21 protein-coding genes are annotated in these 21,072 nt (G+C 47.0%); 9 read left to right on the top strand and 12 right to left on the bottom strand.

Annotated features, from left to right (window positions below; translation table 11 throughout):
• Positions 1 to 42 precede the first annotated feature (42 nt).
• Positions 43 to 1,134, top strand: a complete 1,092-nt coding sequence (gene nosA / locus BZ167_RS05735; RefSeq protein ID WP_015417020.1) for a nitric oxide synthase — start codon at positions 43 to 45, stop codon at positions 1,132 to 1,134.
• Here the strand turns inward: nosA and BZ167_RS05730 are convergent.
• The gene (locus BZ167_RS05730) at positions 1,128 to 1,400 is read right to left on the bottom strand and encodes an acylphosphatase (protein WP_003155611.1); all 273 of its coding nucleotides are present in this window, start codon (positions 1,398 to 1,400) and stop codon (positions 1,128 to 1,130) included. The genes nosA and BZ167_RS05730 overlap by 7 nt on opposite strands.
• Positions 1,401 to 1,467: 67 nt before the next feature.
• Between BZ167_RS05730 and BZ167_RS05725 the strand changes: the two genes are divergently transcribed.
• Positions 1,468 to 2,127: an MOSC domain-containing protein gene (locus BZ167_RS05725; protein WP_015239385.1), complete on the top strand. Its 660-nt coding sequence runs from the start codon at positions 1,468 to 1,470 to the stop codon at positions 2,125 to 2,127.
• Positions 2,128 to 2,167: 40 nt separating this feature from the next.
• Here the strand turns inward: BZ167_RS05725 and BZ167_RS05720 are convergent, their stop codons facing one another.
• The 4 genes from BZ167_RS05720 to map form a co-directional block, all read right to left on the bottom strand.
• Entirely contained in the window at positions 2,168 to 2,302 is a 135-nt protein-coding gene (locus BZ167_RS05720) for a YflJ family protein (protein ID WP_003155609.1), read from the bottom strand.
• A gap of 179 nt (positions 2,303 to 2,481) precedes the next feature.
• Complete coding sequence (locus BZ167_RS20100) at positions 2,482 to 2,637, bottom strand: hypothetical protein (RefSeq protein ID WP_003155608.1); 156 nt, start codon at positions 2,635 to 2,637, stop codon at positions 2,482 to 2,484.
• Between the two features lie 82 nt (positions 2,638 to 2,719).
• A complete protein-coding gene (locus BZ167_RS05715) occupies positions 2,720 to 3,031 on the bottom strand; it encodes a DUF3243 domain-containing protein (protein WP_003155607.1) in 312 nt (103 codons plus the stop codon).
• Between the two features lie 56 nt (positions 3,032 to 3,087).
• Positions 3,088 to 3,837 carry a type I methionyl aminopeptidase gene (gene map / locus BZ167_RS05710; protein ID WP_007408490.1) on the bottom strand — a complete coding sequence of 250 codons (750 nt, stop codon included), beginning with the start codon at positions 3,835 to 3,837 and terminating at the stop codon, positions 3,088 to 3,090.
• 164 nt (positions 3,838 to 4,001) lie between these two features.
• Here map and nagE point away from each other — a divergent pair, with 164 nt between their 5' ends.
• The gene (gene nagE, locus BZ167_RS05705; RefSeq protein ID WP_061861257.1) at positions 4,002 to 5,384 is read left to right on the top strand and encodes an N-acetylglucosamine-specific PTS transporter subunit IIBC; all 1,383 of its coding nucleotides are present in this window, start codon (positions 4,002 to 4,004) and stop codon (positions 5,382 to 5,384) included.
• A 126-nt stretch (positions 5,385 to 5,510) separates the two neighbouring features.
• Entirely contained in the window at positions 5,511 to 5,954 is a 444-nt protein-coding gene (locus BZ167_RS05700; RefSeq protein WP_007408492.1) for a YfmQ family protein, read from the top strand.
• Positions 5,955 to 5,994: 40 nt separating this feature from the next.
• On the opposite strand, the gene BZ167_RS05695 is transcribed toward BZ167_RS05700, so the two are convergent.
• On the bottom strand, positions 5,995 to 7,932 hold the full coding sequence (locus tag BZ167_RS05695; RefSeq protein ID WP_020955498.1) for a lipoteichoic acid synthase: 1,938 nt from the start codon (positions 7,930 to 7,932) through the stop codon (positions 5,995 to 5,997).
• Between the two features lie 245 nt (positions 7,933 to 8,177).
• On the opposite strand from BZ167_RS05695, the gene BZ167_RS05690 reads away from it, so the two are divergent.
• Positions 8,178 to 8,555, top strand: a complete 378-nt coding sequence (locus BZ167_RS05690; RefSeq protein ID WP_007610033.1) for a DnaJ family domain-containing protein — start codon at positions 8,178 to 8,180, stop codon at positions 8,553 to 8,555.
• 9 nt (positions 8,556 to 8,564) lie between these two features.
• On the opposite strand, the gene BZ167_RS05685 is transcribed toward BZ167_RS05690, so the two are convergent.
• The 3 genes from BZ167_RS05685 to BZ167_RS05675 are packed head-to-tail and all read right to left on the bottom strand — an operon-like array spanning position 8,565 to position 9,529.
• On the bottom strand, positions 8,565 to 8,996 hold the full coding sequence (locus BZ167_RS05685; RefSeq protein ID WP_033574975.1) for an Hsp20/alpha crystallin family protein: 432 nt from the start codon (positions 8,994 to 8,996) through the stop codon (positions 8,565 to 8,567).
• Positions 8,997 to 9,011: 15 nt separating this feature from the next.
• Complete coding sequence (locus BZ167_RS05680) at positions 9,012 to 9,254, bottom strand: spore germination protein (protein WP_003155595.1); 243 nt, start codon at positions 9,252 to 9,254, stop codon at positions 9,012 to 9,014.
• 14 nt (positions 9,255 to 9,268) lie between these two features.
• Positions 9,269 to 9,529, bottom strand: a complete 261-nt coding sequence (locus BZ167_RS05675) for a spore germination protein (RefSeq protein WP_014417185.1) — start codon at positions 9,527 to 9,529, stop codon at positions 9,269 to 9,271.
• Between the two features lie 270 nt (positions 9,530 to 9,799).
• Here BZ167_RS05675 and treP point away from each other — a divergent pair, with 270 nt between their 5' ends.
• The 4 genes from treP to BZ167_RS05655 all read left to right on the top strand — a co-directional run bounded on the left by treP (position 9,800) and on the right by BZ167_RS05655 (position 14,514).
• Positions 9,800 to 11,215 (top strand): PTS system trehalose-specific EIIBC component, encoded by a 1,416-nt coding sequence (gene treP, locus BZ167_RS05670; RefSeq protein WP_020955500.1) that lies wholly within the window; start codon positions 9,800 to 9,802, stop codon positions 11,213 to 11,215.
• A gap of 74 nt (positions 11,216 to 11,289) precedes the next feature.
• Complete coding sequence (treC, locus tag BZ167_RS05665; RefSeq protein ID WP_033574976.1) at positions 11,290 to 12,975, top strand: alpha,alpha-phosphotrehalase; 1,686 nt, start codon at positions 11,290 to 11,292, stop codon at positions 12,973 to 12,975.
• A 23-nt stretch (positions 12,976 to 12,998) separates the two neighbouring features.
• Positions 12,999 to 13,715, top strand: a complete 717-nt coding sequence (treR, locus tag BZ167_RS05660; protein ID WP_031378880.1) for a trehalose operon repressor — start codon at positions 12,999 to 13,001, stop codon at positions 13,713 to 13,715.
• Between the two features lie 133 nt (positions 13,716 to 13,848).
• Positions 13,849 to 14,514: an NAD(P)H-dependent oxidoreductase gene (locus tag BZ167_RS05655; protein WP_031378881.1), complete on the top strand. Its 666-nt coding sequence runs from the start codon at positions 13,849 to 13,851 to the stop codon at positions 14,512 to 14,514.
• Between the two features lie 35 nt (positions 14,515 to 14,549).
• Here the strand turns inward: BZ167_RS05655 and BZ167_RS05650 are convergent, their stop codons facing one another.
• The 3 genes from BZ167_RS05650 to BZ167_RS05640 form a co-directional block, all read right to left on the bottom strand.
• Complete coding sequence (locus BZ167_RS05650) at positions 14,550 to 15,311, bottom strand: YibE/F family protein (RefSeq protein WP_031378882.1); 762 nt, start codon at positions 15,309 to 15,311, stop codon at positions 14,550 to 14,552.
• Positions 15,308 to 16,447, bottom strand: a complete 1,140-nt coding sequence (locus BZ167_RS05645) for a YibE/F family protein (RefSeq protein ID WP_033574977.1) — start codon at positions 16,445 to 16,447, stop codon at positions 15,308 to 15,310. Before BZ167_RS05645 ends, BZ167_RS05650 begins: the two co-directional genes overlap by 4 nt.
• A gap of 209 nt (positions 16,448 to 16,656) precedes the next feature.
• A complete protein-coding gene (locus BZ167_RS05640) occupies positions 16,657 to 20,949 on the bottom strand; it encodes a multifunctional 2',3'-cyclic-nucleotide 2'-phosphodiesterase/3'-nucleotidase/5'-nucleotidase (protein ID WP_156886061.1) in 4,293 nt (1,430 codons plus the stop codon).
• Positions 20,950 to 21,072: the final 123 nt, after the last annotated feature.

Raw genomic sequence — 21,072 nt, 5'->3', positions numbered from 1 at the left:
CGATACAATGGGAAACAGATGTAAATTGAAGGAGAGAGTTTTTTGAAACATACGGAAATACTTTGGGATGAGGCGAAGGATTTTATTGATGTCTGCTATCGGGAACTCGGAATGGAATCGCAAATCAACGCGCGACTGCACGCGATAAAAGATGAGATAGAGCGGACGGGAAGTTACGTCCATACGGCGGAAGAGCTTGAACACGGGGCGAAAATGGCGTGGCGCAACAGCAACCGCTGTATCGGGCGTCTGTTCTGGCAATCGCTGAACGTCATTGACCGGCGCAATGTGAACACGAAAGAAGAGGTGCGTGACGCATTATTTGAACATATTGAAATCGCCACGAACGGCGGAAAAATTAAACCGACGATTACGATTTTCCCTCCTGAGAAGAACGGGGAGAAACAAGTGGAAATCTGGAATCACCAGCTCATCCGCTATGCGGGATATGAGACTGAAAAAGGAAGAGTCGGTGATCCGGCATCATATGAGCTGACGGCTGTTTGCGAAAAACTCGGCTGGCGCGGGAAGCGGACCGATTTTGATATTCTGCCGCTGCTTTTCCGGATGAAAGGGGACGGGCAGCCGGTCTGGTATGACCTGCCTCAGACGCTCGTGAAAGAAGTGCCGATCACCCATCCGGATATTGAAGAGTTTGCCGATTTAAATCTCAGATGGTACGGGGTTCCGATTATCGCCGATATGAGGCTTGAAATCGGCGGACTGTCGTACAACGCGGCGCCTTTTAACGGATGGTATATGGGAACCGAAATCGGCGCAAGGAATCTTGCTGACGAAAAGCGGTATGATATGCTCAAAAAAGCCGCTTCGGTCATGGGGATTTCCGCCAGCCTGAATACTGACCTGTGGAAAGATCAGGTGCTGGTGGAACTGAATAAGGCAGTGCTCTATTCATACAAAAAACACGGTGTCAGCATTGTCGATCACCATACGGCCGCGAATCAATTTAAGCGCTTTGAAGAACAGGAACAAGACGCGGGCAGAAAGCTGACGGGCGACTGGACCTGGCTGATTCCGCCGATCTCGCCGGCTTCCACCCACATTTTTCATAAATCATATGACGATACGATTGTGAAGCCGAATTATTTTTATCAGGACAAGCCTTATCAGTAACTGATGGAAAAGGTGCGGTACCCTTTCAGACGGTGTGATTCTTCGATGGTTACGTTTGTGACATTTGAGAAGGGGCTGCCTTTTCTGACCGCTTCGGCAAATTGTTTTAACGACTCTTCAGGGCCTTCGGCAAGGATTTCCACCCGGCCGTCATCACGGTTTTTTACCCAGCCGGCTATCTTATGTCTGTCGGCTTCCATCTGGACGAAGTAGCGAAAACCTACGCCCTGAACCCGGCCGTCTGCAATCATATGATACTGAAGCATGGAAAAACCACCTTTTTCTTACTATGATAAAGGAAAGATAGGATATTTCGCAAAGGATGTGAACGAGATGACGCAAGACTATTCTGTCTTATCTATCAATCTCGGAAAGCCCGCAATTCATGAATTTGCCGGCAGACAAATCAATTCAGGCATCATCAAGCGGCCCGCAGATTCTCCCGTCATGCTGTATAAAACCCATTTTGACGGGGACGGGCAGGCTGATCTGAAGCATCACGGAGGTCCCGATAAAGCGGTGTGCGTGTATCCCGCCGAGCATTATTCATATTGGGAAACAACGCTCGCGAGAAAACTTCCCGCCGCCGCGTTCGGAGAGAATGTAACGGTCAAAGGACTGGCCGAACAAGACGTGTGGATCGGAGACGTCTTTCAGCTGGGGGAAGCCGTCGTTCAAGTAAGCCAGCCGCGCCAGCCCTGCGTCAAACTCGCGCTCAAATATGGCATCAAAGATATGGTGCTCCGTGTACAGCAGACGGGATTTACCGGCTTTTATTTCAGGGTGCTTGAAGAAGGATATGTCGATCCGCGTCCCGTTCTCAAGCGTCTGTCGAGAGGCAAAGAAAGCATTTCCGTCTGGTATGCGAACGAAGTGAAATACCGTGATTCAGGCAATCTGTCAGCGATTGAAGAAATACTGCGGGAAGAAGCGCTGTCAGAAAGCTGGAGGGAGTCCTTCCTTAAAAAAAGGGACAGGCTCACTAATGTATAGAAAAAAAGCCGTGCTGCACTGACAGCACGGCTGATTTACGTTATGCTTGTTTCTTTGTTTCCAGCAGATTGGCAAGGAAGTACTTTTTGAAGCTTTGAAGCTTCCTTCCTTCATAGTGGGTAATTCCTTTTTTCTTTAACTCTTCTACATACCAGCCTTTACTGCCATAATGCATGTCAGAAAACTCCTTTCTCCGTTCTCCCGCTGGGGAGAGTTTCTTCAGTTTTTGCCAAACTTTTGGCATTGTAACATCTATAAAAAGACGCTGAAAAGGGATAACGCAAAAACTGAGCCTTTCGATTCAGAGATGTAAAGCTTTCTTACATATATATGTAAAGGGCGGTCTTTTCATACTTAATGGCCGGTTAATTTTAACAGCACCGTTCCGAGTGTCATGATTCCGAAAACGACGCCGAAATAAATCAGCATCCCCTTCTTTTTCTTCACTCCGTAAACGGTGAGAATGATGCTTTCAATAAAGAAAATAAACCCGAAGATAATAAACCACATGTTGAAAAATGGCTCCTTTCACAGACATATGTCCAGTGTAGCACAACTCTTATAACGGAGCATAAAAAAGCCGGGCACTGTATCAGTGTCCGGCAAGTTTGACGAGAAGCTGGGCCAAATGCTGTTTTTCATTGTCATCCGCAATGTCCCACAGTTCTTGTAAGAGTTTTTCTTCCGCATTGCGGGGCTCCTCGTGTTTGGCGAGATAGTCCCCGAGGATGGCGGCGCTTTTGATGATTTTGCTGTCATCCAGACCCAGTTTTTTTCCGGCGGAAATTTTCTGATGAAGGTACGCCTTAAATTCCTCGAAATCCTCTAAAATCTGCTGTTTCGTTACGCCGTGCATGGCGTGTATTTCGTTTTCGATTTTGATTTTTTCTTTATCTTTTTTCATGCGTCTCCCTCCTTCGGGTTAGTTGTTGTATACCTGTTTGGAAGGGAGATGAAACATTACAATGCAGTTAAAATAATCGGTTTGTCTTTTGTGATCACGATGGTGTGTTCTACTTGGGCGACAAGGCTTTTATCCGGCGTTTTAAACGTCCAGCCGTCTCCCGCTTCAACAATCGTTTCCGCTTTCGTGGAAATAAACGGCTCAAGCGCGATCACGGTTCCGTTTTTAAACAGCGCGTTATCAAACGGATCGTAGTAATTCATGATGTGGTTCGGCGCTTCATGAAGGTTTCTGCCGATTCCGTGGCCCGTCAGCGTTTTAATAACGGTAAATCCGTTGGAGCGGGCTTCATGGTAGACGGCTCTGCCGATCTGGTTTTGGCGTTTGCCGGCTTTTGCCTGATCCAATCCTTTCTGAAATGCGGATGCTGCGCAGTTACAAAGCTTTTGCAGACGTTCATCGCCTTCTCCGAGTACAAATGAAATTCCCGTATCGGAATAAAAACCGCCGAACTCCGCCGAAATATCGATATTTACAAGATCTCCGGCTTTTAAGATTTTAGAGGCGCTCGGGATGCCGTGAGCGACTTCGTCATTTACGCTGATGCATGTCACGCCCGGGAAATCGTATTCCTTCTCCGGAGCGGAAGCGGCTCCGTGCTCGTCAAGCACAGCCTTTCCGATCAGGTCAAGATCTTTCGTGCTCATGCCGGGCTCGGCTTTTTTCTTCATTTCTTCACGCGCCAGCGCGACGATTCTGCCGATTTTTTTAAGGCCTTCTAATTCTTGATCGTTCGTTACAATCATTGTCATTCCCGCTTTCTATTTTTAATCATCTGATTCAAGCTTACCACAACTGGATTATAAATAGAAAACCAACAAGCCTTATGTGAATAAATGAAGGAAAATTGGTATAGATCACTAGATAACTTATGTGGTATATTTAAGAAAAAAGAAGGGGGATGGGTAAAATGCTTCAATTTTTGCAAAAACTCGGAAAATCATTTATGCTTCCGATTGCCGTTCTGCCCGCCGTTGGTATTATTTTGGCCATCGGCAGAGAGGACTTATTAAATATTCCGTTCATTTACGCGGCGGGGACCGCGGTATTTGATCATCTGCCGCTGATTTTCGCGATCGGAATCGCGATCGGGATTTCGAAAGACAGCAACGGGGCCGCCGCTCTGTCGGGAGCCATTTCTTATATCATGCTGGACGCGGCTGTAAAATCAATCAATTCGACAAATAATATGGCCGTTTTCGGAGGGATTATCGCGGGGTTAATTGCGGGATACACGTATAATCGCTTTAAGGATACGAAGCTGCCCGAATATCTCGGGTTTTTCAGCGGGCGCAGGCTCGTTCCGATTGTAACGGCGCTGATTACCATTATTTTGGCGGGGATCTTCGGATTTGTGTGGCCGCCGATTCAGTCGGTGATTACGTCTTTCGGGGAATGGATGATCGGGCTTGGCGGAATCGGCGCCGGGATTTACGGGATTTTTAACCGGCTTTTGATTCCATTCGGTCTTCATCATGTGCTGAATAATATTTTTTGGTTCCAATTTGGCGATTTTCACGGAAAAACGGGAGATCTGGCCCGCTTCTTTGCGAAGGATCCGACGGCGGGAACTTATATGACGGGATTCTTCCCGATTATGATGTTCGGGCTTCCGGCCGCATGTCTGGCAATGATTGCCGCGGCTAAGCCAAGTAAGCGCAAAGCGACGGCCGGAATGATGATCGGTCTCGCGCTGACGGCATTTATTACCGGAATTACAGAGCCGATTGAATTTGCATTTATGTTTTTATCACCGCTTTTGTACGGGGTTCATGCTATATTAACCGGGTTCTCTTTATTTATCGTGAATGTTCTCGGAATCAGGTCAGGTTTTTCATTCTCGGCGGGGGCGATCGATTATCTCCTCAGCTACGGCATTGCCGAAAAACCGCTTTTGCTGCTCGTTGTCGGGCTTTGTTATGCAGTGATCTATTTTGTCGTATTCTATATGCTCATCAAAACGTTAAACTTGAAAACGCCGGGACGGGAAGATGATGAGGAAGAGGAAGAAGTGCTTAGTGAAGATACGGCCGGTTCCGTCGAAGAACATGCCATGCTCAAGGGGCTCGGCGGCAGGCAAAACCTCGAAACGATTGATCACTGTGCGACCCGCCTCAGGCTGACCGTGCAGGATACGTCTCTCATTAATGAGGCGGCGCTTAAAAAAGCGGGAGCAAAAGGGGTTATCAAAACGGGGAATAAAACGGCACAGGTCATTATCGGGCCGAACGTCGAATTTGTCGCGGAAGAGCTGAGAGAAGCCGTCCGCCTTGACGACCGGAAGCAGACTTGAAAAATCCGGATCACCTATGTGATCCGGATTTTTTTTGAACATATATCAAGTTTCACATAATGTACAAAAAACAACGTTTTCTTCTATGTTAAGATTCATGTAGAACAAGTATGGAGATGATGTAAGGTGACATGGATTGCAGTTGTTTCAATTGTTGTCATAAGCCTGATTAAGATTGTGCTGACATGCCTTCCTACCGGAGCGGTGGAATGGATCCTCCGCAAGTTTGAAACCCATTCAAAGCTCAGTGACGCGTCCGCTGCCGTTTCCCTCGGCGGAAAACGTCTGGAAGGCGAAGACAAACGCCGGGTGATTGATGATTTTAACGAAGCCGTGTTTATCGAACGGCATTATATATACCCAGGGGATGAAGAGCGTTATCTTCATCCGCAAAACGGAGCCGATCCGCTTGTCATTAAGACGAGAAAAGGAAAAAAAGATGTGACGGTGTTTGTATACAGCTACGAAGATCATGTAGATGTCGTCAAACAGCAGAAAAAGAAAGTCGTCGCTTATTCAGTTCTTTCCGACAGCCTGCAAAAGCGCTCTATGGCCGCCGCCGGGAGCTGAACATAAAAAAGCCAGATCATTGATATGATCTGGCTTTTGCTTATTCTTTTTGATCGTCTGCTGAGGAATCTTCACGTTTCGTATAATCAAATTGTGAAGGGTCCACTTTCTTAAAGCCTTTCGGCTGATAGAAACGAAGCAGATCGCCGTTGATGATCTTATCAGACATTTCAAGCTCAGTCTTGACGAGAGAGTCTTCTTTTTTGTCGACTTCTGAATCATCTAAAAGTCTTCCGGTTTTCGTATCGTAATACTTGCCGGACACTTTCGTATAGTTCGGTGAGATGAAGTCTCCGTTACGGAACGGAATGACTTCTCTGTGCTCTTTCGATAAGATATCTGAACCTGACATGAGATAATCTTTCGTATCGACGCCGAGCAGATGAAGAACGGTCGGCGCGACATCGACTTCACCGGCAAATTTGTGATTACGGCCGCCTTTCACGCCGGGAGCGTGGATAAAGAGCGGCACCCGCTGAAGCTGGGCATTGTCGTATTCAGTGATCTCATCTTTGCCGAGCACTTTCGCCATCGCTTTATTATGGTTTTCGGAGATGCCGTAGTGGTCTCCGTACATCACGATAATCGACTTATCGTACAGGCCGTCTTTTTTCAGGTCATGAAAGAACTGTTCAATTGATTCATCCAGATAGTTCGCGGACTGGAAGTAATTATTAACGACTGAATCGCCAAAGTCTCCCGCCGGGAAGTCCGTGTCTTCTTTATCCATTCCGAACGGGAAGTGGTTGGACAGCGTAATGAACTTCGTATAGAACGGCTGCGGCAGGCTCTTTAAGAGCGGCATGGATTCTTTGAAATACGGTTTATCTTTCATGCCGTAGTTTTTCGTGTTTTCTTCGCTCATGTCATAATAAGCGGAATCGAAAAACTTATCGATGCCTTCCGCTTTGTACATTTCGTTACGGTTCCAGAAAGTCTGCGTATTTCCGTGGAAAGCGGCAGACGTGTACTTTTTGCCTTTTAAGATCGCAGGAACGGACTGCAGCGTGTTTTGCGCTTTATTGACGAAAACCGAACCTTGCGAAAGCGGGTACAGAGAGTTCTCCATCATAAATTCCGCATCAGATGTTTTACCTTGTCCCGTTTGGTGGAAAAAGTTATCAAAGTAGAATGTTTGATTATCGTGCGCCAGTTTGTTTAAAAACGGCGTCACTTCCTTGCCGTTAATTTTATAGTCAATGATAAAGGATTGCAGAGACTCTAATGAGACGTAGATGACGTTTTTTCCTTCGGCTTTTCCGAAGTAGACGTTATTCGGCACGTCATAGTTAGCCTTCATATAGTTTTCCACATCCGTTACATCGCTTGAATCGGCAAGCGCGCGCTGGCTGTTTGATTTCACATTCTGCACGGCATCGTAAATCGTAAAGTTGTACGTGCCCAAGTATTTCACCAGATAGTTACGGTCAAATGAGCGTGTCAAAAGCTCAGGACGGTCGGATTCCGCGACGGCGAGGTTGATCAGGAACATAAGCACGGCGGAAGCCAAAACGATTCTGAATGATTTCTTCGCCGGTTTTTCAGCCGGTTTTTTCATCTTAAGGGCCAAAATAATCAAAATGACGGTATCCAGGAAGTAGAAGGCGTCTGTCCATCTCATTAACGAGAACGCGCTGTCTCCGAGCTGGCCGCCGTTTGTCTTTGCCTGCATCATGACCGGGATGGTAATGAAATCATTAAAGAATCTATAATAGACGATGTTTGCAAAAAGCAAAAAAGACAATAAAAAATGAATCACAATAATGGCTGTCTGCTGTAATTTTTTCTTGAAAAGAAGCCCAAATCCAAGAAAGAACAAGCTGGAGCTCAGCGGATTCACAAAAAGCAATATTTTCTGGATCGTGTTGTCTATGCCGAGGTTAAAGTTTAAAATATAAGCGACATATGTTTTCACCCACAATAACACGACCGCTATCAAGAAGAAGGCAAGTCCTCTTTCTTTTATAAATGTTTTCATTGTTACACTCCTTTTTTCCGATCACGGTTTACACGGAACGATAGAAAAAACGAACGTAATCAATATACCATGAAACCAGCAAATAGAAAAGGTGGAAAAGGCTCATCGGAAAAAGGGCGAAAAACGCTGTCGCAACGGGGGTTGATCTGTTGAATGACAGCTTTAAAACATATAAATGGCACAAACTGGGCTTTGTGTTTCCGTTTAATCATACCCGGTTCTATTGAAAAAAGAGGTGAACAGTGATGGATATTGCCCATATCGTGGCTGAAGATAAAATCAAGCGCGCCATTAAGGATGGAGAGTTCGCCGGCATCAAAGGAATGGGAAAGCCCCTGCCGAAAGACGATGCCGCACATCTTCCGGAGTCGCTCAGAATGGGCTACCGCATATTAAAAAACGCCGGGATCGCCGAGGATGAGGGCGCGCTGAAGAAAGAGCTGATGACGCTCGATTATTTGATCGCCAAGTGCCGCAATGAACAGGAGCGGGATCACCTGCGGAACAAACGGACGGAAAAACAAGTCAGACTCGACAAACTGACGGAGGAGAAAGCCATGTTTTCAAAACCCGCATCTTCTCATTATAAGGAGAAAGTGTACAGACGGCTGGGCCGCCCGTAAGCCGGCTCTTTAGATTTTTTTCTGAAAAGGAATGTGCTCCATAAGGCGCGGGTAGGAAATGTGGAGCAGGCCGTTTACGCACTGCGCCTGTAACAGCTGGGGCTCAGCCGGTTCAGGAAGCTCAATCGTCTCATCGATTTCCCCGTAATAACGGTTTTGGCAGACGCCCATGTTCTTCGGAAAAAGGGGTGTGATGTTTCCTCTTATATGCAGCCGTGTTCTTGACAGCAGCCTCAATGTCAATTCTTCTTCGTAAACGCCGGGCATTTCCACAATGACAAATGTGTGCTGTTCATCCTGATAAATATCATAAGTCAGGGTGTTTTTTTGTAAGGAGAAAAAATCTTCGGGAGATTTCCGTTTCAGGACATTGGTCCAAAAGTCGCTGGGCTTGTGCTCGTTCGTAATCTCAAGCCACTTTCTCATTTTTTCGATATCCACTTCGGCAGAACCTCCCTATATTTGATTTGCGATCGGCATTGACGGGTTGGCGATCTGATCCTGATCGCTCACGTCAGGGTCAAGATGGCCCGAATTCAAACATCCGGCGGCCGGCGAAAAATCCCCTAAAGAAAAGTTTGCGCCGACAAATTTGCTGTTGGCGGTGTGGCTGTTTTGTACGGTCTGACCGATATCGACGTTTCCGTTTTGCGTTGCTCCGTTTACTTTTATATTGACGACGTTAATTTGGTAAGGCATTCATAAAAACCCCTTTAATCTATAGTCGGCGGTACCGGCATAACATTTGCGGTATCTGCGGTTCCGATTTCTGTCTGGTCGTTGACATCAGGATCATTTAACAAGTTCTCCATCATCGATTCTATAGGTGACGTATCGCCGAATGAAGAGTTCAGTCCTTGTGATTTGTTATTTGTGGTGGGACTGTTGTATGCCGCTTCCCCAATCGTAATAGATCCGTTGCCAGAAATACTGTTAATCTTCAAATAGTACAGGTTGATAACAGTGGATGGCATCTCTTCACACCTCTTTAACTTAGTTGTACAGTACTGTATGCTTTTTGTGCTCCTGTTGTGAATTCCGCCCGGACATGTTCCCGACCAAACAAGAAGTCAAGGCCCGGTTCCGGAGGGCTTTTTTTTGTTTCAGGGTCTTTCGCAGTATATTTGTGATGAAAGCGCTATAAAAATAGATTGACGACATGTATATACATCATTACAATAGAGTCATAAACATGTATATACAAGTTTGCGAGACAAAATGAAAACGGTTACGGAGGGGTTGGCATGGGTGAGTTTAACCGGGCTGCGCGGCAGATCGCTGAAGCTGTCGGCGGAATTGAAAATATTGAGGCGGCGACTCATTGTGTGACGCGTTTGCGGTTTGCATTAATAGATGAAACCAAGGTAAACCAAAAAATGCTTGATGCAATAGACATTGTCAAAGGATCTTTTGCGGTAAACGGGCAGTTTCAAGTCGTGATCGGGCAGGGGACGGTCAACAAAGTATATGCGGAATTAGTGAAGGAAACGGGGATGGGTGAAGCGTCCAAGGATGACGTGAAGAAGGCGGCAGCGCAAAAAATGAATCCTTTGCAGCGTGCTGTGAAAACGCTTGCGGACATCTTTATTCCGATCTTGCCGGCGATCGTTACGGCCGGGCTGTTAATGGGTCTGAACAATATCTTAACGGCGGAAGGCATTTTCTACAGCACGAAATCGATTGTCCAAGTGTATCCGCAATGGGCGGATCTCGCCAATATGATTAATCTGATTGCGGGGACGGCCTTCGCTTTTCTGCCGGCTTTAATCGGCTGGTCGGCAGTGAAGCGGTTCGGAGGAAGCCCGCTTTTGGGTATCGTGCTCGGGCTGATGCTGGTGCATCCTGATCTGTTAAACGCATGGGGCTACGGGGCCGCCGAGCAGAGCGGCGATATTCCGGTGTGGAACCTGTTCGGCCTTGAGGTGCAGAAAGTCGGGTATCAAGGTCAGGTGCTTCCGATTCTGCTGGCGTCTTATTTACTTGCCAGGCTTGAGCTCTTTTTGACGAAACGGACGCCGGAGGGCATTCAGCTGTTGGTCGTCGCACCGGTGACGCTTTTGGTCATCGGTTTTCTATCCTTTGTTATCATCGGTCCGATCACCTTTGCGATCGGTAACGCGCTGACGGCGGGATTGATTGCCGTTTTCGGCCAATTCTCCGCCATCGGAGGCCTGCTGTACGGAGGGCTGTATTCGGCGCTTGTGATCACGGGGATGCATCATACGTTTCTCGCGGTCGATCTTCAATTAATCGGATCAAAGCTCGGCGGCACATTTTTATGGCCGATGCTCGCATTATCAAATATCGCTCAAGGATCGGCGGCTCTGGCCATGATGCTGATTACAAAAGATAAAAAACAGCGGGGGCTTTCACTGACGGCCGGCATTTCCGCATATTTGGGCATTACAGAGCCGGCGATTTTCGGCGTGAATCTGCGTTACAAATTTCCGTTTGTGATCGCTATGATCAGTTCGGGGATCGCGGGGATGTTCATCTCCGTCAAAGGCGTTCTCGCAAGCTCGGTCGGAGTCGGCGGCGTGCCGGGGATCTTCTCCATTATGAGCCGGTACTGGGGTCCGTTTGCGATCGGAATGCTGATTGTGCTGATTCTCCCGTTTGCGGGAACATACGGGTATGCGCGGCTGAAACGGCAAAAATAGAAACCTGCGGGGCGCCTTCTAACAGGCTGTCCCTTTTCCCTTTCCATTCAAAACAATACAGGCGGTGAAGAAAAATGAAAACAGACAGCACACCATGGTGGAAAAAGGCAGCGGTATATCAAATTTATCCGAAGAGCTTTAATGATACGACGGGAAACGGGATCGGTGATCTGAACGGTATTATCGAGAAGCTTGATTATTTGCAGAAGCTTTTGATTGATGTCATTTGGCTTACGCCGATTTACGATTCGCCGCAGAATGACAACGGTTATGACATTCGCGATTACTGCACCATTTATGAAGAATACGGAACGATGGAGGATTTTGAACGCCTTCTTGATGAAGCGCACAAAAGAGGAATCAAGGTCGTCATGGATCTTGTCGTAAACCATACATCAGTCGAGCATCAATGGTTCAAAGAAGCGGTCTCGTCACCCGACAGTCCGTATCGGGATTTTTACATTTGGAAAGACGGAAAGGAAGACGGCCGGGCGCCGAACAACTGGGAATCAAAATTCGGCGGTTCCGCTTGGGAGCTCGACCCGGCGTCAGGCCAGCACTATCTGCATTTATTCGATGTGTCGCAGGCCGATTTGAACTGGGAAAATGAAGAGATGAGAAAACAGGTTTACGACATGATGCATTTTTGGTTCCGAAAAGGGATCGACGGTTTCCGGCTGGATGTGATCAACCTCATTTCTAAAGACCAATCGTTTCCTGATGCCGAGGATGGCCGTGACGGGCGCCCTTATTATACGGACGGGCCGCGCGTGCACGAATTTCTTCATGAGATGAACCGGGAAGTGCTTTCGAAATATGACAGCATGACGGTCGGTGAAATGTCCTCGACAACGGCTGACCACTGCATCCGGTACACAAACCCTGAAAATAAAGAACTCGATATGACCTTTAACTTTCATCATTTAAAAGTGGATTATCCGAATGGTGAAAAATGGGCGCTCGCTCCGTTTGATTTTCTGAAGCTGAAACGGATTTTAGCGTTTTGGCAGACGGAGATGCAAAAAGGCGGAGGCTGGAATGCATTATTCTGGTGCAATCATGACCAGCCGCGGGCCGTATCCAGATACGGAGACGACGGCGTATACCGGACGAAATCAGCCAAAATGCTGGCGGCGGCCATTCATATGATGCAGGGCACGCCTTACATTTATCAAGGTGAGGAGATCGGCATGGGCAATCCGAAGTTCGATGACATCGGCTCATACCGCGATGTCGAATCACTGAACATTTACAAAAAGATGAAGGAAGAAGGCGTGTCAGAAAAAGACATTATCGCCATTTTAAAAGAGAAATCAAGAGACAATGCAAGAACCCCCGTTCAATGGAACAGCGGACCGCACGGCGGCTTCACGACGGGAACGCCTTGGATTCCGGCGGCGGATGATTATCGGGACATTAACGCGGAAGCGGCTTTGCGGGACCCGGATTCAATTTTCTACCATTATCAGAAGCTCATCAAGCTCAGAAAGGAATATGACATCGTGACTGAAGGAACGTTTGAACTGCTTGCTGAAGATGATCCGGCGGTTCTGGCGTACGTCAGACACGGCAAGGATGAAAAACTTCTGTGCATCAACAACTTCTACGGGAAAGAAGCGGACTTTACGGTTCCGCTTAAAGACACGGACGGATGGCGGTTTACGGTGCTGCTGACGAATGATGAACCGAGGGAAGGGCGGCCGGAACGATTGACGCTCCGTCCGTATGAATCGATCGTTTATCATCTGACAAAAGCGTGATACACTAATCTGGGTGGTCATGAATGAAAGTGAATAAATATATCACAATCTATAAAGATATGGTGCGGCAGATTGAAAGCGGCCAGCGGAAGGCTGAAGACGTTCTTCCGTCTGAAAATGATTTGTGCGATCAATACGGCACATCACGAGAAACCGTCCGTAAAGCGCTCAATATGCTGGCGCAAAACGGCTACATCCAGAAAATCAAAGGCAAAGGCTCCGTCATATTAGACAGAGAAAAAATGCGCTTTCCCGTCTCAGGCCTGATCAGCTTCAAAGAGCTTTCGGAAACGCTCGGAAAAGAGACGAGAACGGAGGTTCACCGTCTCGGGCTGATCCTGCCTCCCTCAGAAGCCGCAAAAGAGCTTGGTACAGAAGCGGATGAAAAGGTGTGGGAAGTCGTCAGATCAAGACGGATTGACGGAGAACATATTATTTTGGACAAGGATTACTTTGTGAAAAAACATGTGCCTCAATTGACGAAGGCGATTTGCGAAGATTCGATCTATGAGTATCTCGAAGGAGAGCTCGGCCTGTCCATCAGCTACGCGCAAAAGGAAATTGTCATGGAGCCGGCGGGGGAGGAAGACCGGAAGTATTTGGATCTCGGCGGGTTCAGCCATATGGCGATCGTGAAAAACCGCGTCTTTTTGGAGGATACCAGCCTCTTCCAATATACGGAAAGCCGGCACAGGCTCGATAAATTCCGTTTCGTCGACTTTGCGAGAAGAGAAAAATAAAAACGGACTGCCGCGGCAGCCCGTTTTTTTGTCAGTATCAAAATGAATACTATCCAACAAAAATGTGCGTACTGGTACTTTCAAAAATAATGGCTACAATAGTACATAACGAGATGAAAAGGAGAGATCATGAATGTCAGATAAAAAACAGCAGATCATCGAAGCGTATCAATTCAGACACGCTACAAAGGAATTTGATCCTGAGAAAAAAATTTCAGAAAGCGATTTTGAATTCATTTTAGAAACGGGAAGATTATCCCCAAGCTCACTCGGTTTGGAGCCTTGGAAATTTGTCGTCGTTCAAAATCCGGAGCTTCGTGAAAAACTCCGCGAGTTCACATGGGGGGCGCAAAAGCAGCTGCCGACCGCAAGCCATTTCGTACTTCTGCTTGCCCGGACGGCAAAGGATATCCGTTTTGACGCCGATTATGTCAAAAATCACTTGCGGGAAGTCAAAAAAATGCCGGAAGATATGTATGAAGGCTATATCAGCAAAACGGAAGAATTCCAGAAAAATGATTTCAATCTGCTTGAATCAGATCGCGCGCTGTTTGACTGGGCATCCAAACAGACTTACATCGCCCTCGGCAATATGATGACAGCCGCTGCGCAGATCGGCATCGATTCCTGTCCTGTAGAAGGCTTCAACTACAAAGAAATCCACCGGATTCTTGAAGAAGAAGGGCTTCTGGAAAACGGAAGTTTCGACATCTCTGTCATGGCCGCATTCGGCTACCGTGTCAGAGAACCGCGCCCGAAAACAAGATCTGCCTCAAAAGACGTTGTAAAGTGGGTTTAAGATAAAAAAAGCTGCCGGGCGTGTCCCGGCAGCTTTTACTGTTTATTTGGTTTTGCTAAAAAACAGGCGGTGATCCAGGACGTAACGGGAATGATGATGCCGATCCCGATTCCGGCGCAAAGAATGGTGACGGCTTCCGCACTGAATACTTTTGAGTTCACTATTTTTTCAGCTGAGTATGATAAGTCTTTAAACCAGATAATTAAAGCCAAATAGCTGCCGAAAAAAGCAAAGAATAACGTATTCGTATTCGTTCCTAAAATATCTCTCCCGATGCTTAATCCGAATATGTACAGTTCTTTTCTGCTCATGGACGGATTATGACTGTAAATTTCCCGCATGGGTGAAGTAATGGAAATCGCGACATCGGTAATCGCTCCAATCGTGCCCATGATGATCATAGCTGCGGTAACCTTCACAAAATCCACCCCGACAAACAGTGTGAATATGCCGATATCCCCCAATTCTTCTTCACCGAATCCCTGAATCGAAGTATGTTTTGTTACGGACATAATAAAAAACAGCAGCAATGAAATGGTCAGCATTGCAGAAATAAAGGCGGTTACGGTTTTGACGTTTCCTCCATTAATATAAAAAAGAGTAATGCTGCAAATCACGGCGGAAGAGAGCAATGTTAAAACAATCGGATTGATATGCGGGTCTGTCATGAAAATAATGGTGAGAAAGAGAACACCGAAATTTAAGAATAACGCAATAAAAGACCTCGCTCCTTTTTTTCCGCCGATGATGACCATTAATAGAAATAAAATCGCCGCGAGAATTACGATGACATTCATGAGCTTGCCTTCTTTCGTTTAATAAAAAAGACAGAAGCATACAGACTGGCGGGTATGGTTAATACAATTCCGATCCCCCCGGCCAATGCTCTGGCTATTTCCAAGGAAATGTTCATAGAAAGAGTGAATCCTATCGGGGAATCATTTTTCAAATACAAAAGCATCATCGGAATAGAGCCGCTTATATAAGCAAAAAACAGAATGTTGGTCATCGCCCCCATGATGTCTTTTCCGATCTCCATCCCGGAACGTCTGAGAGCTTGTAATGAGATACCCTTGTTTTCTTCATATAATCCGAAGACAGATGACGTCATGGTAATGGCCACATCCATGACCGCTCCCAGTGATCCGATAAATACCCCGGCCATAAACACCGTGTGATAAGGGCGGGTTAAATACTGCATTTCCTCATATCTGAGACCTTTCTCTCCGGTTGCCAGCATTACCAGATACGTAATCAGCAGGGAAACGAACGTGCCTGCGAGTGTCGCGGCTATGGCGGCGTATGTTTTCGCGTGAAAACCGCTGACAAGCAGCAATGAGATGACCGTAAAGATGAGAATACAGATACCGCAGATGAAAATTAACCCTATATTAGGATGCTTCCTGTACAAATCTAATGCAAACGACAGTAAAACGGCATTAAACATCAGGCTGACGATCGAAAAGAAGCCTTGTTTTTTGCCGACGATAAGCAAGGTGAAGATGAAAACCCAGGCGATCAGCAAAAGCTGTTTATCCCGTTTTTTATCTATAATGCTTCCCGATAGATCTTTGTTTGATGGTTTCCCTTTATCAATAGAAACGAATACTTCATCGCCAATCGAATATTTCTGATCATTTGCTCCGGATAAAGAATACTGATTGGACAAATGAATGAGCTGTCCTTTCTGACTTCCGTTTTCAAGTCTGGCTGTGATCGTCTGAGTGAAAATCTTATCTTTGTTTTTATGCATGTCCTGTACGTCAGACTGATGTTCCAATGTTGTTTTCGTCACTTTGGCAATCGGCCGCTCATAAAAAGAAGCGTTGTGAGTGACAAAAATGAGCGAGCTGATAAAACAAAGCGCTGTTATCACGTAAAACAGCTTTTTCTTGTAAGACATGCGGTTTCGTTTGTTTCCTGTAATCTTCAAAAAAAGTCCTCCAAACAGGCGGCGCCGTGTGAAAGAGAGGCCCTGCCGTGAAGTGTTGAACGATGCGGATGCAGTCTTTCGCGAATAACGTTCATATTTTATCACTCGGCCGTATGGCTGTCGACTCAGAGGGGGACCGGCAGAAAAAGCTCTCCTGATATCAGATCAGGAGAGCTTTTGGGATGAACCGCCTGATAAAAGCGGCCTTTTTATGCTTCGTTCACTTTTTTTGCTTTTCTTCTTTGATACAGATACAGTGCCGTTCCGAGCGCGCTGATGAGTAACCCGGCAAGAAGGATGGAATACATCGTTGTGGCCGTATCAGGAAGCAGGCCGCCCGGCGATACTCCGTCCTGCGCAGGGCCGGATGACGGTTTTTGTCCGCTTGGCTGCTTTCCGGAGCCGTGATCTCCGCTTGTCGGCGGCGCGCTCTTCGTGTTTGCGTTTAATATGGTGTATTCACTGAAATGATTTGTATAGCCCGTGACGAGATCGTGTGAAACCGAACCGTTGTCTGTTTTTGTATAGACGTTCTTTTTCCGGTCTACATGATAAATGCCGGGCTGTTTCGCCTTTTTCATATTCTCAATGCGCAGGGTGAGCTTTACCGGCGCTTTGAATGTTTTGATGTCTTTGTTTTTCTGCTTCATTGTAAAGTCGTATACATTTGAAAGCGCCCCGCTAACTTTTCCTTTCGGCGTCACACCGAATCGTGTATCAGCTGAAGCAGGGTTTGCCATCGGCATTTTCATGCTGAACTTGTCATGCAGGATCGTAAGGGAAGAATCCGATGTTCTGTCCTTTAACAGGCCGATTTGTTTTTTGGTCACGCTGAGATCAATCGGCTTTTTGGCGCCGTCATTCTTATCGTAATACACGATCGGCGTGTTGGCGTTTTTGGCATAGGCGGCAAATGCGCTGTCATCTTCAAGCGTCCACGAACCGTTTTTTTGTTTCGTCGGCAGATACACTTCCTGCGCGCGGCCGTCAACTTCCGGTTCCACCGCTTTTCCCGCTTTTTCAAGCTGCTCGGTGAAGACCTCATAGTCGACAAAGCCAAGGTCTTCTTTATGGGACGCTTCGTTAAAGACGGAATATCCGTCTCCGCCTTCACCGACAAAGTTACTGGTGGCGACTCTGTATGTCTTCTTATCAGAAATCGGCTTTACGCTGCCGTCATCCTGTACGGCCGCAGCTTGAAGAACGCGGTGTCCCGGCTTTTTATTCAGTGTAAACGTGTATGTTAAACCGGCAACTTGAGGGAAGGCGCCGCCTTGAGCCTCAATTCCGCTTAACCCTTGTTCCAGGGCTTGTTTGATCTGTTTTCCGGTTAAATCCGCGACGTAAAGCGTGTTGCCGAACGGCATCACATTCAGCACATCGCCGAGTGTGATGTCTCCTTTATCAATGCCCGCGCGGATGCCGCCCCCGTTTGTGATAGCGATTTGGGCGCCGGCCGCTTCCTTCGCTTTTTGCAGCATGCCGTCCGCGATGAAGTTTCCGAGATTGGTTTCTTTGGAGCGGACATGCTCGCGCTGGCCGTCAAGTGCGACCTTCGTTGAGCCGACTTTTTCATTTTTGACTGAGACGAGCTCTTTTTTAAACGGATCAAGCTCTTTTTTCAGATCCGGGTCTTCTTTCGTCTGCTCGTTCACCGGAATCGCCTGAAGAGAGGATTGTTCCGGCAGGACGATGCCGTTTTTGTCAAATGCGACATCGACACGGCCTAAATATTCGCCATATTCTTTTGCCTGGGCGACGATGGTCGGCTCTTCGTTTTTAACAATTTCCATTTTATCTACAAGCGTATGCGTATGTCCGCCGACGATTAAGTCGATGCCTTTTACTTTTTTGGCGAGATCGAGATCACGCTGATGCCCGATATGGGTCAGGGCGATAATTTTATTGACATGTTCCTTGTTCTGTATTTCTTTTACCGTATCTTGTGCGGATTGGAAGGCATCATGAAAGACAATGCTTTTTCCCGGGCTTGATGTGACAGACGTATCTTCTGTCGTTAAGCCGAATACGGCGACTTTTTCTCCGTTTACATCAAGTAGAATGTATGGATAGATGCCTGCTTTTTTCTTTTTCCCTGCCGTAAATGTGTCTGCTTTTTTCATGAATGGTCTGAGTTTTGACTCTTTGGACACATCGACATTTGAGCTGACGAGCGGAAAGTCAGGCGCTTGAAAATTGTATTTTCCGGACGGGTCAGCCGCGCTCCCGTTACCGCTCAGGAAGCTGGCGAGAGCACCCGGGCCTTTATCAAACTCATGGTTTCCGAAGGTCATTGCGTCGTAGCCCATGCTGTTCATCAACTTTAAATCAGCCAGCCCCTGCCACTTTGTGAAATAGAGATCGCCTGAGAAAACGTCTCCCGCATCCAGCAAAATGCTGCGGTCGGTTTCGCTTCTGATTTCTTTGATTTTCGTCATCCGCCTCGCCGCGTTATCAAGGTGGGCGTGCGTGTCGTTTGTATGCATAACGGTGAGTTTCCATGCATTATCTTTCGGCGGATCTGTGCCCGGTTCATCATCTTTGAATTGGAGCTTGTACTGTCCGTAGCCCGCGTTTTGTGATTCACCGATATAGGCGACGTCATCTGCGCGGTCGGCAAACGGCTTTGCAGCCAAGGAAGATTCAAATGTCAGGTTTGTCCCTTTGACCGGAAGGATGGACCAGTTATGATCAGCCTGCGGATTAATCGTTTTCTGCTGGATGATGTAATCCATTAAGACCTGCCTGTTCTCATCGGCAGAAGAGTATACGATTTTATCATTGCTTAAGTGAGGGAATCCCCCGCCGCCTGAAGCGCGGTAATTATTTGTGACGATCAGAAATTCCTGCTTGGCGCTGACGGGCTTTCCTTGATAAGAAAGGTTGACGATCCGGCTTGCATCGGGATGAATGACTGTTCCGTTTTCGTTGTATTTCGCCGGTTTTGTGACATCGACCTGATAGGTGACACCGTCAATGACATCAAAATTGTATGAGCGGTAGGCGTCATTTAAAAGCGCTTGGCTGCCGCCTTTTGCCTGATCGATCTGATTAAATTGCCCCGCGGACATTTCGAGCCAGTCTTTCACTTCGCTTCCGTTCAGCTTGACGATCTGAACCGTGTTGTCATACAGGTACAAATCGCCGATATTTTTGATGGCGAGGTCGCCAGCGGAAATGTTTGTATAGTAGTTTGAGCCGTTCCGCCCGCCGGCTTTAAACGGGGCGCCCGCCGAGAGGATAGGCAGATCTTTGTATTCCGTATCCTTCATCTTATTTTCGGCGTACCATTTTTGCGCATCCGTTACGATTTGAATGGACGGATCATCTTTGACTTGGGCGAAGAAACTGTTGATATCGGCTTTTGTCTGGCCGACGGGTTCTCTGATGTATTTCAATGTGCCTTCGTGCGCTTTTTTGACGGTATTGACGACGGTTTCGTTTTCCGACGTCACATTGCCGGCAATCGGCTCGATGCTGCCTTTTGCATCTTCCACATGCCACGCGCTGTCAGTTTTTTCAAGCCGGAGGTCGATGACGCCCGCATATTTGCCCCAGCTGCTTGACATGACAACGGGGATGCCGTTAATCGTGCCTTGATCGACGTCAAATTGATCAGCGCCTTTATATTCGGCATCAGGGAAAAGCCCGTGCTGATGGCCGGATACGATCGCGTCAATTCCGCTGACTTTCGTTGCCAGGTCAAAAACGGCGTTTTCCGCTCCGGAAGACTGCGCTTTTTTTTCGATGCCGCTGTGGGCGAGGGCGATGACGATATCGGCTCCTTCAGCTTTCATTTTCGGAACGGTTTTCTTTGCGGATTCCACAATGTCTTCGACCTGAACGCGGCCTTCGAGATTTTTCTTATCCCACGTCATGATTTGGGGAGGAACAAAGCCGATGTAGCCGACTTTTATCTGATGCTTGCCGCCGTTTTCATCCGTGACGGTTTTGTCTTTTATGACATAAGGCGTATAACGGTTTTCGCCGCTTAATGTTTTCACATTGGCGTTAACGATCGGATAATCAGCGCCTTTGATTGTCCCGTCCAGAAATTCAAGCCCGTAATTAAATTCATGATTGCCGAGTGTTCCTGCGTCATAATGCAGACTGTTCATCACTTCAATGATCGGATGGGTCTTTGCGCCTGAAATGATATCATTTTTCTCATATTTTACGGCGTATTCTCCGAGGGGATTCCCCTGAATCAGGTCTCCGTTATCGACAAGCAGCGTATTCGGGTTTTCGCGCCTGTGCTTCTCAATAAGCTGAGCCGTTCGGGCCAGCCCGAATTCCGTTGTCGGTTTGTCGCTGTAGTAATCGTAGTCCATCATGTTAGCGTGAACGTCAGTTGTGGCTAGAATGCTGAGATTCACACTGGAGGATTTGTTTTCTTCTGCTTTAATGGGTGATGTTGGGAGGATTAGACTAAGTATCATAACTAGGGGCAGCAGAATACGGAGTGTCATATTGACGCTGCATCGTCTTTTCTGTATTCTCACCTGTTCTCCACCTTTCAACAAATTTTGTCATGCAGTACCATTGTAAGAATATTTTGTGAAAGTTTATATAGATTTCATGATGATTCTTGTAAAAAGATGAAAAATGAGGATAATGACCTATGT

The organism is Bacillus sp. 275 (genome assembly GCF_001999205.1).
GTDB lineage: Bacteria > Bacillota > Bacilli > Bacillales > Bacillaceae > Bacillus > Bacillus velezensis.
Note: the sequence above shows the minus strand (reverse complement) of the source record. Positions and strands in the feature narration are given on the sequence as shown.

Bases quoted from the DNA above. Each gene is read 5' to 3' on its own strand.
- BZ167_RS05730 (WP_003155611.1), bottom strand. From the start codon at position 1,400: ATGCTTCAGTATCATATGATTGCAGACGGCCGGGTTCAGGGCGTAGGT.
- BZ167_RS05725 (WP_015239385.1), top strand. From the start codon at position 1,468: ATGACGCAAGACTATTCTGTCTTATCTATCAATCTCGGAAAGCCCGCA.
- BZ167_RS05720 (WP_003155609.1), bottom strand. From the start codon at position 2,302: ATGCATTATGGCAGTAAAGGCTGGTATGTAGAAGAGTTAAAGAAAAAA.
- BZ167_RS20100 (WP_003155608.1), bottom strand. From the start codon at position 2,637: ATGTGGTTTATTATCTTCGGGTTTATTTTCTTTATTGAAAGCATCATT.
- BZ167_RS05715 (WP_003155607.1), bottom strand. From the start codon at position 3,031: ATGAAAAAAGATAAAGAAAAAATCAAAATCGAAAACGAAATACACGCC.
- map (WP_007408490.1), bottom strand. From the start codon at position 3,837: ATGATTGTAACGAACGATCAAGAATTAGAAGGCCTTAAAAAAATCGGC.
- nagE (WP_061861257.1), top strand. From the start codon at position 4,002: ATGCTTCAATTTTTGCAAAAACTCGGAAAATCATTTATGCTTCCGATT.
- BZ167_RS05695 (WP_020955498.1), bottom strand. From the start codon at position 7,932: ATGAAAACATTTATAAAAGAAAGAGGACTTGCCTTCTTCTTGATAGCG.
- BZ167_RS05690 (WP_007610033.1), top strand. From the start codon at position 8,178: ATGGATATTGCCCATATCGTGGCTGAAGATAAAATCAAGCGCGCCATT.
- BZ167_RS05680 (WP_003155595.1), bottom strand. From the start codon at position 9,254: ATGCCTTACCAAATTAACGTCGTCAATATAAAAGTAAACGGAGCAACG.
- BZ167_RS05675 (WP_014417185.1), bottom strand. From the start codon at position 9,529: ATGCCATCCACTGTTATCAACCTGTACTATTTGAAGATTAACAGTATT.
- treP (WP_020955500.1), top strand. From the start codon at position 9,800: ATGGGTGAGTTTAACCGGGCTGCGCGGCAGATCGCTGAAGCTGTCGGC.
- treC (WP_033574976.1), top strand. From the start codon at position 11,290: ATGAAAACAGACAGCACACCATGGTGGAAAAAGGCAGCGGTATATCAA.
- treR (WP_031378880.1), top strand. From the start codon at position 12,999: ATGAAAGTGAATAAATATATCACAATCTATAAAGATATGGTGCGGCAG.
- BZ167_RS05655 (WP_031378881.1), top strand. From the start codon at position 13,849: ATGTCAGATAAAAAACAGCAGATCATCGAAGCGTATCAATTCAGACAC.
- BZ167_RS05650 (WP_031378882.1), bottom strand. From the start codon at position 15,311: ATGAATGTCATCGTAATTCTCGCGGCGATTTTATTTCTATTAATGGTC.